Origin of the sequence: Paraburkholderia sp. 31.1, assembly GCF_014397645.1 — a bacterium.
GTDB lineage: Bacteria > Pseudomonadota > Gammaproteobacteria > Burkholderiales > Burkholderiaceae > Paraburkholderia > Paraburkholderia tuberum.
In genome coordinates, this window is record NZ_VZQN01000030.1 from 76678 (window position 1) to 91519 (window position 14842).

The window sequence follows — 14842 nt, forward strand, 5'->3', positions numbered from 1 at the left end:
CGCCGGGCGTGCCGGGTTTGCATTACCAGAGACGCTTCGAGAGCTGCCAACGTGACTCACCCCAACGAGCTGCCTCTTTCTCCGCTTTCCGCGCTGCAATTTTATGCAACGGCGCCCTATCCCTGCAGTTACCTGGACGGCCGCATCGCGCGCTCGCAGGTCGCCACACCCAGTCACCTGATCAATTCGGACGTCTACACCGACCTCGTCAAGGCAGGCTTCCGGCGCTCGGGCGTGTTCACGTATCGCCCGTATTGCGACGGCTGCCGCGCGTGCGTGCCGGTGCGCGTGCCGGTCGAGCGTTTTCAGCCGAACCGCACGCAGCGGCGTGTATGGAGAAAGCACGGCGACCTGATCGCGACCGTCGCGCCGCTGCACTACGACGAGGAGCATTACGCGCTGTATATGCGCTACCAGTCGGCGCGCCACGCGGGCGGCGGCATGGATCGCGACAGCCGCGACCAGTACGAGCAGTTCCTGCTGCAAAGCCGGATCAACTCGCGGCTCGTCGAGTTTCGTGAGCCAGCGCCGCTGCAGCCCGATGGGCGACCTGACGGGCGACCTGATGCGCGGGGCGCGCTGCGCATGATCAGCATGATCGATATCCTCGGCGACGGGTTGTCGTCGGTGTACACGTTCTTCGAGCCGAGCCTGCCGCACGCGAGCTTCGGCACCTACAACATCTTCTGGCAGATCGAGCAGGCGCGCAGCCTGAACCTGCCGTACGTGTATCTCGGCTACTGGATTCGCGAAAGCCCGAAAATGGCGTACAAGGCGAATTTCCGGCCGCTCGAAGGCTTGATCGACGGCGCGTGGCGCGTGCTCGATCCGGCCAGCATCGACCTGCCGCCGGTCGATTTCGCGATGCATGGACGACGCGGGCCGCTCAGGCCGTAGTCGAGGCGCCGTCCGTCGAGTCGTTGCCGGGTCCTGCTCGTCGCCAGCAACGGCCCACCAGTCTCATCAAAGCCCAAAGCCGGTAAAATAGCGGGTTCCCATTTTCCGGCCGTCCGGCTTCATCCCGTGCTCAGCTCCCTTTATCCGCTCGTTCGCGCCCAACTCTTTCGCATGGACGCGGAAGACGCTCACCATCTGACTTTGCGCATGCTCGGCGCCGCCGGTCGCACCGGCCTCGCCGGCGCGCTCGCGTCGCGCGTGCCGGATTCGCCGCGCACCCTGATGGGCCTGACGTTCCGAAACCCGGTCGGACTCGCGGCGGGCCTCGACAAAGACGGCGCGTGCATCGACGGTCTGGCGGCGCTCGGCTTCGGCTTCATCGAAGTGGGCACCGTGACGCCGCGCGCGCAGCCGGGCAATCCGCGTCCGCGCATGTTCCGGCTGCCGCAGGCGAACGCGGTGATCAACCGGATGGGCTTTAACAACGCCGGCGTCGACCAGTTCGTGAAGAACGTCCAGGCCGCGCGCTATCGCGGCATCCTCGGTCTTAATATCGGCAAGAACGCCGACACGCCGATCGAGCGCGCCGCTGAAGACTATCTGTACTGCCTCGAGCGCGTGTACCCGTTCGCGAGCTACGTGACGGTCAATATCTCGTCGCCGAATACGAAGAACCTGCGCCAGCTGCAGGGCGCCGACGAACTCGACGCGCTGCTCGCCGCGCTGAAGGACAAGCAGCAAAGACTCGCCGACATGCACGGCAAGCTCGTGCCGCTCGCACTGAAGATCGCGCCCGACCTCGACGACGAGCAGATCAAGTCGATCGCCGACACCTTGCTGCGCCACAAATTCGAAGGCGTCATCGCGACCAACACTACGCTGTCGCGCACCGCCGTCGCCGGCATGCGGCATGCTGACGAAGCCGGCGGCCTGTCGGGCAAGCCGGTGTTCGACGCGTCGAACGAGGTGATCCGCAAGCTGCGCGCCGAAGTCGGCGAGGCGGTGCCGATCATCGGCGTCGGCGGCATTTTCTCGGGCGACGATGCGCGCGCGAAGCTCGCGGCCGGCGCGTCGCTGGTGCAGCTTTATACTGGTTTCATCTACCGCGGTCCGGCGCTCGTCGCCGAATGCGCGCAGGCGTTGCGCTAGGCATCCGCGTCGCCGCATATAGACATAAACAAACGGTATTTAGGTTGCGATAGGCTTGTTTGCTATGCTCTCGACCGTCAAAACATCAGACGTACAAGGAACACGATGAAATTCGGCCTGCTGAAGAAGCTCCTCGCCACCGCGCTGATCGGCGCGTCGCTGAGCGCCGTTACCGCGCACGCGGAAGACCTGCTCGACCAGGTCAAGCAGCGCGGCACGCTGCGTATCGGTCTCGAAGGCACCTTCCCGCCGTTCAACTCGAAAGCGCCGTCGGGCGAGCTGGTCGGCTATGACGTCGACATCGCCAAGGCGGTCGCGGCCAGGCTCGGCGTGAAGCCCGAGTTCGTCACGACCGAGTGGAGCGGCATCATCGCCGGTCTGCAGGCGGGCAAGTTCGATGTGATCGTCAACCAGGTCGGCATCACCGACGCCCGCAAGCAGACGCTCGACTTCTCGCCGGCGTACACGTACTCGGCGGCGCAACTGATCCAGCGCAAGAACGACACGCGCCAGTTCACCTCGCTCGAAGACCTGAAGGGCAAGAAACTCGGCGTCGGTCTCGGCACGAACTACATGGACATGGCGAAGGCAGTGCCGGGCATCGACGTGAAGACCTACCCGGGCGCACCCGAATACCTGCGTGATCTGGCCGCCGGCCGGCTCGACGCGGCGTTGAACGACCGTCTGATGCTCGCGTACCTGCTGAAGAACTCGAACCTGCCGCTGCGCACCGGCGCGAACGTCGGCCCGGGCAACCCGTCGGGCATTCCGTTCAGAAAGGGCAACCCGAAGTTCGCGCAGGCGATCGACGACGCAATGACCCAGCTCGAAGCGGACGGCACCTTCACGAAGATCTCGGACAAGTGGTTCGGCATCGACGTCAGCAAGCCGATCAAGTAACACGCGTGGAGTCGAACGAAGGGCGGCATCGATCACGATGCCGCCCTTCGCGCTTTTTGCGGCCCACGCGAGCTGCGGGAGCCGCGGGAGCCGAACCGCGCGCCGCGTATACCCCAAGCCGCATCGCGCGGCCCGCGCCTGAGCGCGCGCCAAAGTTTATGATGTGCGCTTTGTGCGTCAATAAGAACACTGCCCATGTCCATCACATCCCTGCTGCTCCAATCGGTGCCGGTGCTCGCACAAGGCGCGCTGCTGACGATCAAGTTCGCGATCCTGTCGATGATCTTCGGCCTGATCGGCGGTGCCATGCTCGCGCTGATGGGCATCAGCCACAGCCGTCCGCTGAACTGGATCGCGCGCGTCTATGTGAGCGTGATGCGCGGCACGCCGCTGCTCGTGCAGATCTTCGTGATTTACTACGGTCTGCCGAGCTTCGGCATTTCGCTCGATCCGACGCCGGCCGGCGTGATCGCGCTGTCGGCGAACGTCGCCGCGTATCTGTCCGAGAGCATGCGCGGCGCGATTCTGGGCATCCACCAGGGCCAGTGGCTCGCCTCGTACAGCCTCGGGCTGTCGCGGCGTCAGACGCTGCGCTACGTGATCGCGCCGCAGGCGCTGCGCATCGCGGTGCCGAGTCTGTCGAACAGCCTGATCAGCCTGATCAAGGACACCTCGCTCGTGTCCGTCATCACGGTGACCGAGTTGCTGCGCAGCGCGCAGGAAATCATCGCGTCGACCTACCAGCCGCTGCCGCTTTATCTTGCGGCCGCGGCCGTGTACTGGGTGCTGTGTCAAGTGCTCGAGTGGGCACAGCGCTGGTACGAGCGGCGGCTGTCGCTGCCGACGCGGCACTGAGCGCCGCCCACTCCCTTTCGTTGCCCCCAGCGGCTCATTCCCCAGCGAACTTGAGCCCCAACGCCGCGCGCGCCGCATCGGCCATCGCAATCATCTGTCGCGACGTGTCGTGCGGCATCAGCGGACTCTCCAGCACACCCGCGCGGATCAGCTCGCAAAAGTGCGCGGTCTCGTAGTTCAAGCCGCCGCCTTCGAACGGTTCGTCGAGTTCGACGACGCGGCCATCCGCATAACGGATCGTCGCGCGCGACGGGTTCCACCACGGCTCGTGCAGCGTCACGTGACCGCCTTGGGCCATCAGCAGCGCATCGCCCTTGCCATGCAGATCGAGCCCGCAGAATAGCTGCGCGATACCGCCGCGCTCGTGCTGGCTGTTCAGACTCGCGAACGTATCGACGCCGGTCGCGCCAAGCCGGCCGAAGGTCTGCACGTCGCGTGGCGCGCCGAGCCAGTCGACCGCGAGAAACATCTCGTAGATGCCGATATCGAGCAGCGCGCCGCCCGCATGCTCGAACGACAGCGACGGATGATCGGCCGGCACGCCCGGCACCGAGCAGCCCGCGCGCACGAGCCCGACCTCGCCGATCGGCTCGGCCGCGAGGTGCTCGCGCAACCTTCTGTAGAGCGGATAGAACGGCGGCTTCATCGCTTCCATGAAGAGCCGTTGCGAAGCGCGCGCGGAGTCGAGCACGCGCTCGAGCTGCGGACGATTGATACACGCGGGTTTCTCGCACAGCACGTGCAGCCCCGCTTGCAACGCGGCGATCGCATAGTCGGCGTGACTGTCCTGCAGCGTCGCGATATAGAGCGCGTCGATGCCGCTCGCGAGCAGCGTGTCGATACTGTCGCAGACGGCGCCGCCGAATTCATCGGCGAACGCCTGGGCCGGTTCCACGCGACGCGACCACAGCGCCGCGAGCCGCGTCCGCGGCACGAACGCGAGCCCTTGCGCGAAGCGGCGCGCAATCCGGCCGGTGCCGACGATCCCCCAGCGGATCTCGCGCGATGAAGCGGTGTCCTGCGCTGCCCGATCGGTCGGTTGGGTGCTGGCTGCGTGCGGTGCCGCTGTCGTATCTGTCATCGTGTGTGCAAAGGTCCATGCGGTTCGGAACAGCCGCTATTGTCACCGATGCCGCTTGCGAACGCGGCGAACCCGGCCGATCGACCCATCCGGCATCACTGCCGCGCACCGACCTTCGACACCCCACCCCGCCGCTCCCGCCGGACATTGACAGATACGCTCAGCCCGCGCTCGCAATCACGCTCAAACCCGCGCCGGCGGCTCCGCGGAAAACCGCCCGCCGACCTCCTCGGCCGCGTAATCGATCATCGCGAGCGCAGCGATCTCGGCCTCCTTCGGATCGCGCCGCTCGATCGCTTCGATGACGCGTTGATGCGATGCGATCGCACTCTCCCACAGCCCTTCCCGGTCGTGCACGACCGGATTGAGGGTCGACAGCGCGCCGCGAATGATCGCCGCCATCTGCTTAAAGAACTGGTTGCCGCTCGCGATCACGATGCGCGTATGGAACAGCTCGTCGGCTTCCTGATAGCCGGCCTCGCCCGGACGGATCATGCGAAACGCCTCGAACGCCTCGCGAATCGCCGCGACTTCCGCGGCACTGCCGCGCGCGGCCGCCTGCGCCGACGCGCGCGGTTCGATCAGCATGCGAAACTCGATCACGTCACGCAGAAACATCGGATCGGGCTTTGCACGGAAACGCCAATTGACGACGTCCTCGTCGATCATGCGCCAGTCGCTCATCGGCCGGATGCGCGTGCCGATCTTCGGCCGCACGTCGAGCATGTCGCGCGCGAGCAGCATCGATAGCGCCTCGCGCATCACGGTGCGGCTCACATCGAATTCCTTCGACAGCACATCCTGCGGCGGCAGAATCGCGCCGTATTTTTCCTCGACGATGCCGCTGACCAGCCCGTCCATGACTTTGCTCACCAACGAGCGATCCTTGTTTGCGTGTTCCATGACATATCCCCGAAGCGGTGTTGACCCCGCGTGGCCTGTTGATTGAAGGGCCCGTACGTATCTGTTATGCCAATAGAATCGTTTTTCGATACGTTGCAAGCTTCGAAACGGATGCGCCAGTGGGACACTTCCTGACAGGGTTATCCCTCTGAAGATTTGTTTCGTTCGTGTAACGCCATCTGTTTCGCCAGGCACAAAGCTCGCTCGTCAAAGCGTGCCTGCGTTGTGGGGTTTGAATTGTGCGCATTCGCACGTTGGCGTGATGAAATTGTCTGATTTGCACGGACGTGGTCGGACGCCTGCGTGTTCCGGCGAACAAAGATCGGCTCCTGCGCCTCCGACAGCACGCTGACGCCGAACAGCTCGGCGTCCATCAGCCGTGCAAGCGCACGATGTCGTCTTCGCCGGGATCGCCGTCCGAATGCACCTCGATAATTTCCAGCGGCGTCTTGCCAGCATTTTCGAGCCGATGCCTGACGCCCAGCGGAATCAACGTCGACTGATTCTCCGACAGCAGGAAGCGCTCGTCGCCGTCCTTGCTCGACGCGTCCCACACCGAGTCCCAGGCGCCGCGGTCCGACCAGCCCGCGTCGAGCGGCACCGTCACGCCGACGAGACGCGCGTCGGTGCCGATGCGCTCCATCACCGCATAGTCGACCGAGTCGGACGGACACGCGGCGAACGCGTCGCGCGCGAGATGCAGCGCGCCGGCCTCGTCGATGCTCGCGCCTGCGAATGCGTCCTTGCAGGCCGCCGCGATCAGCGGACGGCACAGGCCGATCGCGTCGAGCCACACCGACGCGCGCACCACGAACATGCCACTGTTCCACCAGTACTCGCCCGACGCGAAGTAGCGCTCGGCCAGCTCGGCATCGGGCTTCTCGACGAAACGCTCAATCGTCCGCGCGCCCCGGTTTCCCAAGGCCGCGGCGGTGCGGATATAGCTGTAGCCGGTCGCCGCGCGCTGCGGCGGCACGCCGAGCGTGACGATCGCGCCCCGCGAAGCATGCGCGAGCGCTTCGTTGAGCGCCGCGCCGAACGCCGCTTGATCGTCGATCGGATGATCGGCGGGCAGCGCGACCAGCATCGGATCGTCGCCGGCCGCGGCCGACGCGCGCGCGGCGAGCGCCGCGACAGTCAGCGCCGGAGCGGTGTTGCGCGCCATCGGTTCGAGCAGTATGCGCACCGGCTTGCGGTACTGCTCGACGCGCTCGAGCGTCGGCAGCCGCAGTTCCTCGCAGCAGACCACCAGCGGCGCGGCGGGCGGCGTGGTGCGGGCCGCGTCGGGCGCGGCCGGGTCGAACGCATCGTCGAGCCGGCGCAGCGTCGCTTCGAGCAGCGACTGGTCGCCCATCAGCCCGCTCCGCTGCTTCGGATTGCGTTCGCGCGACAGCGGCCACAGCCTCGCACCGGAGCCGCTCGCGAGAATCACCGGTTGCACGGTCAGTTCGCGCAGCGCGGCGGCGGTCCCAGCCTGCGGCGCGGGCGAATTACCTGGTTCTACCATTCGATTCATTTGCGATCCTGTCGAATCCAGATCCTGTTCACGGGCCGACATGACGCCAGCAAGTGCCTCGTGGTCGCAAGCGTGTTCAGTCGTATGCGCGCGACACACACTGCGGCTTGGGCGCCCCTGTCTGTCCGCGTGCTCCCTATGCTTCTCCGAACGGACGCAACGCCCCCGCTGCGCGATGTTCATCGTGCCTGTGCAGCTCGCCGTCGAGCGCCGCGCTGTCGGGCTGACGCAGCTTCGTGAAGCCGCCGCGATAGACGTTCTCGACGTACGACATGATGTTTTCCTGCGCCACCGACGACAGGATCGCGTGATCGGTGTGCTTGCAGAAGGCCACGTGAATGCGCGTGAAGCGCGCGAGCCGCGTGCCGCGCACGCCGAAGTAGCGCTCGAGCTCCTCGACGCCTTCGTCCAGCACACCGAACACCAGGTGCGTGTCGACGCCCCGTGCTTCCAGGTTCGCGAACAGATGCCGCTCGTCACGCGCGCCGAATTCGAGGCCACACAGTTGCTCGATCCGGTCGGCCAGCGTTTCGCCGGTCCGCGCGAGCTGGCGTACCACCAGCTCGCGCACGAGGCCCCAGCCGCCCGTCTCGCCCTTGAGCACGCGCAGCCATTTGCCCGGCTGCTTCATCGAGCGCATGTAGTTGCGCGTCGAGCCGAACGCGGACACCGGGATCATCGGCTTGCCGTGTTCGTCGCAGACGTTACGCCATCTGAACTTCTGCACGTTGACGATCACCGCGCCCACCACCGCCGCTTCGCGCATCGCCGCATGCAGGCCGGTGTAGGCGCCCGAGCAGATGCCGAGCAGCAGCGCGCCCGCATGACCGCGCGCGGCAAGCCAGCGCGACGCGTACGCGGCGTCGCCGACACTCGACTGAGAGTACAGCGCGTCGAGGCTCAACGTGTCGCACGACGGCATGCTGTCGCCGACACCACGGACGTCGATGCGCAGCGACGCGATCCCCTGGCGTGCGAGACGCCGCGCGAAATGTACGCCGAAACGCCCATTGCCGATCCGCGACACCGCGCCGGTATTGAGCAGCAGCACCGCCGGGGCGCGCGCCGCCGCGGCGCCGTCGGGCCGGCAGTAGATGCCGAACACCTTGCCCTCGTTCAGCCACACCGGCGTCTCGTGCAGCCTCGGCTCGACATAGTGGCCGCCCGCCGGCTCTTCGCCTCGCTCAGGCACGCGCGCCACCGTTTGGGCCGTTTGCGCGTTCCCCGCCAGCAGCCAGTTCTCGATGGTCTCGAACGCGGCGTGCGGTATTTCGCTTTCGAGCGGCTCCATCATGAAGCGGCTGTATTCGTCGAACGGGTGACGCTCGAGCTCGACGCCATGTTCGCTGTAATGCGCGGCGAGCGCACCGGCGCGAGCCGGGTTCAGTGAATCGAGCAGCAGCACGCGCGCGGCCGGCCGGCTCGTCGCGCGATACAGATCCGCCGCGTGCAGGCTTTGCAGCGTGTCGCGATACATGCGAAAGCCATACGCTTCGACGAACTCGTCGGTATCGGGCTCGACCACGCAATCCATCGCGGCCGGATCGTTCAACCACTGCCGGTAATGCGCGCGCAATTCGCGCTGGTAAGTCTTGCCCGACAGCACCGGCGACATCAGCACGAGACCGTGCACATCGCCAAGTTCCTGCGCGGCAAGCGCGGCCAGCATGCCGCCGAGACGCAGACCACACACGCTGACACGCTCGACGCCGGTCGCCTCGAGCAGTTGCGCGACCGCCTGCTTCACGCTGTCGATCCACGCGCGCCACAGGCCGGCGTCGGTCGGGTCGCCGGCTGAATCGCCGGTCGCCGGGTAGTCGAAGCGCAGCACTGGCATGCCGCGCGCGGCGAGGCGCTCGGCGAGCCGGCGCATGCCGCGATACGTGCACAGCGTGTCGTAGCCAAACGGGGAACACATCACAACGCCATCCGGGCCGTTCGCTGGATGCAACCAGCCGAATTTGCCGTCGAAGACGATGGGTCTCACGGTCCGCTCCTTACTCTTCCTTTTCAAATGATTACAACAAAGGTGCTCTCGCGCATATGTGCGTCGCGCCACATTAGTTTGGGTTCCGAATCGCGCTGCGCTGGCGTGTGTCGATGAGCGTGCTGTGCAGTGCAGCATGCCCCGCGCGTGGACCGACGCGCGGCGGATCACGTCGCTCATGCGCTGTGGTCGATGCCGGCGGCTGCGTGCAGCGTGCCGCGAGCATTACGTGATGGAGACGGCGCGGGCGCGCTTAGGAATGCTCCGCAATGCGGTGCGCGCGGCCGGCTCGTGGCCAACCACCGCGCTACCCTATGAGCTTTGCCATTTAACCCCCTCCCGATCGCGGCTATCTGTACGGCCACCCACACAGTCACGCGGCGCCCGGGGGCAAGATGCAAGACCTGCGACGCGTTGATGCCGCTGCGTATGTCCGCGCGGCCCTTCTCACCGGCCCGGCAATGGAACATGGAACGAAGCATCGTCAGGAACATCTTCATCAACCTTGCCGGCGCCGTCGCGCCGACCTTCGTTTCCCTCGTGACCGTGCCCACCTACATTCATCTGCTGGGCGCCGAGCGTTACGGGGTGATCAATCTGGTGTGGGCGCTGATCGGCTACTTCAGCGTCCTCGATCTGGGCACCAGTCTGGCGACCGAAAACCAGATCGCCAAGGCTCGCGCGGCCAGCGACGATTCGATCGAACCGATCTTCTGGAGTGCGTGGTTCATGAATCTCGGTACCGGCATCATCGGCGGCGCGCTGATCTATGCCGGAGCCATTGTCTACATCAGCTACGGCGTGAAAATCGAGCCGACGTTCCAGCATGAAGTGATGGCGAGCCTGCCGTGGATCGCGGTCGCTGTGCCGATCGCGAACGTGACCTGGGTGTTCGCGGGCGCGATTACCGGCGTCGAGTGCTTCACGAGCTACAACATCAACCAGACGCTCGGCACCGCGCTGTTCCAGTTGCTGCCGATCGCGGCGGTCCTCTGCTTTTCGCCGTCACTGGCGATTGCGATTCCAGCCGCCGTGATCGCGCGTTTCGTCGGCGGCCTGATGCTGGGCGTGGCCGCCATTCGCGCGCTCGGCATTCGCCGTATCCGGATGCCGCAATGGCGCTTGATGATCGGGCTGTTCCGCAACGGCCGCTGGCTGCTGATGTTTTCCGGCGCCAACATGATCGCGTCGACGCTCGACCGCGTGTTCATCGGCGGACTGCTCGGCGCGCGCTTCGTCACTTACTACGCGACGCCGCAAAACCTGATCAATCGATTGAACCTGCTGCCGCTCGCGATGGTGCGCACCCTGTTTCCGCGACTGTCGGCGGCGTCGCGCGAGGATGCGGATGCGCTCGCGCACAACGCGCTCGCGTTTCTCAATGGAGCATTTACGCCATGCGTGATCATCGCGCTGTTCGCCCTGAAGCCGTTTTTGCTGCTGTGGCTCGGACCGCAGCTCGCCACCGCGGCGCCGGTCGCGAGCGTGCTGATCCTCGGCGTGTGGCTGAGCGGCCAGTCGAGCATCCTCGGCAGCCTGTTGCAGGCGCAGACTCATCCCGTGGCAGTGGCGAGCGTCAGCTGGCTTCAGTTGCCGTTCTTTACCGGCGCGTTATGGTGCGGCATCCACTGGTTCGGCATCATGGGCGCCGCGGTCGTCGTCGTGCTGAAGGTGCTGCTCGATTACTCGGTGCTGCTCGCGTTCTCACGGCTGCATGCATGGACGATCGTGCGCAACATGCTCGCGCATCTCACGTTTCTGCTCGTCGCGCTCGCGCTCGCAGATTCGATCAGCGCGTTGCTGCTAACGATCGTCGTCGCGCTCGCGTTGAGCGCGGCGAACTTCGGCATGTCGCTGCGCGGGTCGAGCGAGTTGCGCGACGCGCTTTACAGGCTCTGGCTGCGTTGCGCGCCGTCGTCCGGACGGGCACAAGGCTGAGTCCCGGCGCGCGCAATCAATGACGCCGGTCCACCGCTCGTTCACGGTCGGGACCTGAATGCCAAGGCTGAAAACACGTACCCAGCCGACGCGGCATCACAACAGTTCGAACGTATTGACGAACGATGCGCCGTCGCGCTCGCGGCGCCTCAGACCGAAGCGCGCCTGAGCGCCGCGCACCTGACGCGTGAGACCGATGAACGGCATACCGTGTTCGAGGTACGGTCCCTCCGTCTTGCGAAAGCCGAACTGCTCGTAGAACCCGCGCAAGCCAAGCGGTGCGCTCACGCGCGTGGCGCGGCCCGGCCAGCGTTGGGCGACCGCTTCGAGCACACGCTCGATCAGCATCTCGGCGGTGCCGTCGCCGCGCCGCAGCGGACTCGTCAGCACCTTGTCGATCGTCACTTCCGGATCTTCGGAATCGCCGGGCTGCACCCGCGCATAGGCGAGCACCGGCATCGGCCGCGCCATGTCTTCGACCGCGAACACATGCAAGGCCTGCTCGTCGCGACCGTCCGCGTCGAGGCACACATGCGACTGCTCGACGACGAATACCGCACTGCGCGCACGCAGCACGACATACAACTCACGTGCAGATAGCTGATCGAACTCCAGCGTTTTCCAGTTCATCACGCCCCCGGCTGTCAAAATTTTCGGCGGGCCCGGCGATGCCTGCCGTGCACGACGGCAGGCCGATCCATGACGGTCCCTCATCATCGACTACACGGTAACGTGCGCTAAAGATGTGCTTCCGTGCGCCATCGCACTGACGCTCGGGGTTGACGATCCTTAAATACGAGCCAACGAAGCGCAGCCTTGCCACGTTCGCCCGGTAGCGCAGATGGCTTCACGCAGGCCCGCCTGCAACACTGCACTGCACCATCGCGAACGCACGCCGCGGTCTTCGCACCGCACGAAACTACACACGAAAATCAGGTGCCGACGTCATTCGACCTCGGCACCCATCGGCAGACCTTTGACCATAAGGGGAGCACTGCATGAAAACTGCATTGAGACGCATCCTGTCCGAATCCGCACGCCTGGATGTCCCGGTGGAAAGCCTCGCCGACGACGCCGATCTCTATGCTGCCGGACTCTCATCGCTCGCGACCGTGCATCTGATGCTTGCCATGGAAGACGAATTCAACGTCGAAATTCCTGACCGTATGCTGACGCGCCGTCTGTTCTCGAGCATCGACTCGATGGCCGCCGCGATGACGGAGTTGCAGCAGGCCAAGGCGGCAGCATGAGTGCGCCGCTGCTGGATCAGGCCGCCGCAGCGGCCTGCGGGGCGGCCTCGAACTCGACTACTGACGCCCGGACCGGCGACGGCCAGGGCGCTGCCGCCGGGACGCTGAGCGCGCTCGATACCGGTCCCGAATGGCGTGCTGCAGCGCATCGTTGCGCGGCGATCGCCGCGCAGTACGCGGACGCCGTGGACCGCGAGGCGCGCTATCCGGTCGAGGCGTTCGACGCGCTCAAGGCCGAGCGTTTGCTGTCGGCGATGGTGCCGACCGCTTTCGGCGGCGCGGGCCTGTCGCTTGCCGATATCGGTGCGATCTGCGAAACGCTGGCGCAGGGCTGCGCATCGACCGCGATGATCTATGCGATGCATCAGATCCAGGTCGCGTGCATCGACTCTCATCGCGGCGCCTCCGCCTGGCAAGCGAGCCTGCTTGCACAACTGGCCGAGCAGCAATGGCTGCTCGCGTCGGCGACGTCGGAAGAGACGATCGGCGGCAACATGCGCACGAGCGCGTGCTCGGTGGAGCTCGATGGTGCGCGTTTTCGGATCGAGAAGCTCGCACCGACGATCTCGTACGGCGCGCACGCCGACGGCATCCTCGTGACCGCGCGGCGCACCGCCGACGCGGCCGCGTCCGACCAGGTGCTGATCGTCGCGCTGCGCGCCGATACGCAGCTCGAGCGGCGTGGCGGCTGGGACGCGATGGGCATGCGCGGCACCTGCAGCGAGGGCTTCCGGCTGGTCGCGACGGGACTGGCCGAACAGATCCTCGCGACGCCGTTCGCCGACATCGCCGATCAGACCATGCTGCCCGTGTCGCACACGCTGTGGGCGTCGGTATGGACCGGCATCGCCGTCGACGCGGTCAATCGCGCGAAAGCGTTCTTCCGCGCGCAGGCGCGCGCGAAGCCCGGCACGATGCCGCCGGCGGGCCTGCGGCTCGCCGAAGCGGTCGGGCTGCTGCAGATGATGCAGGCGCGTCTATCGGTCGCGCTGGAGGCCGCGCGCGCCGCGCATCAGGCACGCGAGGGCGCGACCCAGGCGGACGCCCCGCTCGCGGCGATGCTCGGTTTCGCGTCGGACATGAACACGCTCAAAACCAGCATTTCGACCACCGCGCTGCAGGTCGTACAGGAAGTGCTGATGATCTGCGGCATGGCGGGCTACAAGAACGGCACGCCCTATAGCGTCGGCCGCCATCTGCGCGACCTGCACTCGGCGCCCTTGATGATCAATAACGACCGTATCGCGCAGAACACCGCGAGTCTGCTGCTCGCGCAACGTCCTGCCACGCCGGGGAGACCCTGAATGAAGCTGATGACCGATACCGCCGCTATCGCCGCGGCCGCCGCCGCCGCGGACGTGGGGCCTTCGCTCACGCTGCGCGACGAGATGCTGGCCGCCGGCCTGCTGATCGATACCGGTGAAAACGGACTGTATGGCCGCAGCCAGGTTTTCGAGGACGTGATCGAGCGACTGAACCTCGCGATTACGCAGCTGGGTAAAGATCAGCAAGCCGAAGTATTGCGTTTTCCGCCCGCGATGCGCCGCACCGACTTCGAGGATAGTGAATACCTGAAGAGCTTTCCGAACCTCGCGGGCACCATCCATTCGTTTCGCGGCGACGACATGGGCCACCACCGTCTGCTGCGCGCGCTCGACGATGCGATGGCCGACAGCGACGACGACCGCGGCGACGCGTGGCTCGCGCAACAGAAACCGACGCGCGTCGTGCTGACGCCGGCCGCCTGCTATCCGATCTATCCGGTGATGGCGCGGCGCGGCGCGCTGCCCGCCGACGGCCGCACCGTCGACGTGCTGTCGTACTGCTTCCGTCATGAGCCGTCGCTCGATCCGGGCCGCATGCAGATGTTCCGTCAACGGGAATACGTGCGTCTCGGCAACCCCGAGCAGGTGATGGCGTTCCGGCAGATGTGGATCGAGCGCGGCTCGCTGCTTGTGAAGCTGCTAGGCTTGCCGGTCGAAGTCGATCTCGCGAACGATCCGTTCTTCGGCCGCGGCGGCAAGATCGTCGCCGATAGTCAGCGCGCGCAAGCGCTCAAGTTCGAGTTGCTGATCGCGCTCGCCGATCCGCGCGGCAAGACGGCCTGCCTGTCGTTCAACTATCACATGGACCACTTCGGCGCGATCTGGAAGATCGCCTGCGAAGACGGCGCGACCGCGCATACGGGCTGTGTCGGCTTCGGCATGGAACGCATCACGCTCGCGCTGTTCCGTCATCATGGGCTCGACGTCGACGCGTGGCCCGACGACGTGCGCGCGCTGCTGTGGGGCGATACCGAGACCCGCGTCGCCGATGCGCTGCAGGCAACGCAGGCGACGCCAACGGCGACCGTCGCCGGGGGAGCG

The 14842-nt window shown here is 66.0% G+C and carries 13 protein-coding genes and 1 pseudogene; 8 read left to right on the forward strand and 6 right to left on the reverse strand.

Going from position 1 to position 14842, the window contains the following annotated elements; translation table 11 throughout:
* Positions 1–51: 51 nt before the first annotated feature.
* The 4 genes from F6X37_RS22970 to F6X37_RS22985 all read left to right on the forward strand — a co-directional run bounded on the left by F6X37_RS22970 (position 52) and on the right by F6X37_RS22985 (position 3801).
* Positions 52–897: an arginyltransferase gene (locus tag F6X37_RS22970; RefSeq protein ID WP_184029302.1), complete on the forward strand. Its 846-nt coding sequence runs from the start codon at positions 52–54 to the stop codon at positions 895–897.
* A gap of 126 nt (positions 898–1023) precedes the next feature.
* Positions 1024–2046 carry a quinone-dependent dihydroorotate dehydrogenase gene (locus F6X37_RS22975; protein WP_090804346.1) on the forward strand — a complete coding sequence of 341 codons (1023 nt, stop codon included), beginning with the start codon at positions 1024–1026 and terminating at the stop codon, positions 2044–2046.
* Between the two features lie 105 nt (positions 2047–2151).
* Positions 2152–2946 (forward strand): cystine ABC transporter substrate-binding protein, encoded by a 795-nt coding sequence (locus F6X37_RS22980; RefSeq protein WP_090805719.1) that lies wholly within the window; start codon positions 2152–2154, stop codon positions 2944–2946.
* Positions 2947–3141: 195 nt separating this feature from the next.
* Positions 3142–3801, forward strand: a complete 660-nt coding sequence (locus tag F6X37_RS22985; protein ID WP_090804344.1) for an amino acid ABC transporter permease — start codon at positions 3142–3144, stop codon at positions 3799–3801.
* Positions 3802–3835: 34 nt separating this feature from the next.
* On the opposite strand, the gene F6X37_RS22990 is transcribed toward F6X37_RS22985, so the two are convergent.
* From F6X37_RS22990 to F6X37_RS23010, 5 genes are all read right to left on the reverse strand, one after another.
* Positions 3836–4882, reverse strand: coding sequence for a Gfo/Idh/MocA family protein (locus tag F6X37_RS22990; protein WP_222944913.1), 1047 nt, complete (start codon positions 4880–4882; stop codon positions 3836–3838).
* A 183-nt stretch (positions 4883–5065) separates the two neighbouring features.
* The gene (locus tag F6X37_RS22995) at positions 5066–5785 is read right to left on the reverse strand and encodes a FadR/GntR family transcriptional regulator (RefSeq protein WP_090804340.1); all 720 of its coding nucleotides are present in this window, start codon (positions 5783–5785) and stop codon (positions 5066–5068) included.
* A 140-nt stretch (positions 5786–5925) separates the two neighbouring features.
* Positions 5926–6159, reverse strand: coding sequence for a hypothetical protein (locus F6X37_RS23000; RefSeq protein WP_090804338.1), 234 nt, complete (start codon positions 6157–6159; stop codon positions 5926–5928).
* Positions 6159–7301, reverse strand: a complete 1143-nt coding sequence (locus tag F6X37_RS23005) for a mannose-1-phosphate guanylyltransferase (protein ID WP_187612875.1) — start codon at positions 7299–7301, stop codon at positions 6159–6161. Before F6X37_RS23005 ends, F6X37_RS23000 begins: the two co-directional genes overlap by 1 nt.
* A 136-nt stretch (positions 7302–7437) precedes the next feature.
* Positions 7438–9288, reverse strand: a complete 1851-nt coding sequence (locus F6X37_RS23010) for an alpha/beta fold hydrolase (RefSeq protein WP_187612876.1) — start codon at positions 9286–9288, stop codon at positions 7438–7440.
* 468 nt (positions 9289–9756) lie between these two features.
* Between F6X37_RS23010 and F6X37_RS23015 the strand changes: the two genes are divergently transcribed.
* Positions 9757–11226 (forward strand): oligosaccharide flippase family protein, encoded by a 1470-nt coding sequence (locus tag F6X37_RS23015; RefSeq protein WP_187612877.1) that lies wholly within the window; start codon positions 9757–9759, stop codon positions 11224–11226.
* A gap of 96 nt (positions 11227–11322) precedes the next feature.
* Here the strand turns inward: F6X37_RS23015 and F6X37_RS23020 are convergent, their stop codons facing one another.
* Positions 11323–11856 carry a GNAT family N-acetyltransferase gene (locus F6X37_RS23020; protein ID WP_184029325.1) on the reverse strand — a complete coding sequence of 178 codons (534 nt, stop codon included), beginning with the start codon at positions 11854–11856 and terminating at the stop codon, positions 11323–11325.
* Between the two features lie 368 nt (positions 11857–12224).
* On the opposite strand from F6X37_RS23020, the gene F6X37_RS23025 reads away from it, so the two are divergent.
* The 3 genes and pseudogenes from F6X37_RS23025 to F6X37_RS23035 form a co-directional block, all read left to right on the forward strand.
* The gene (locus tag F6X37_RS23025; protein ID WP_013089253.1) at positions 12225–12476 is read left to right on the forward strand and encodes an acyl carrier protein; all 252 of its coding nucleotides are present in this window, start codon (positions 12225–12227) and stop codon (positions 12474–12476) included.
* On the forward strand, positions 12473–13780 hold the full coding sequence (locus F6X37_RS23030) for an acyl-CoA dehydrogenase family protein (RefSeq protein WP_187612878.1): 1308 nt from the start codon (positions 12473–12475) through the stop codon (positions 13778–13780). Before F6X37_RS23025 ends, F6X37_RS23030 begins: the two co-directional genes overlap by 4 nt.
* Positions 13781–14827, forward strand: a pseudogene (locus F6X37_RS23035) (amino acid--[acyl-carrier-protein] ligase); the annotation flags it as partial.
* Positions 14828–14842 lie beyond the last annotated feature (15 nt).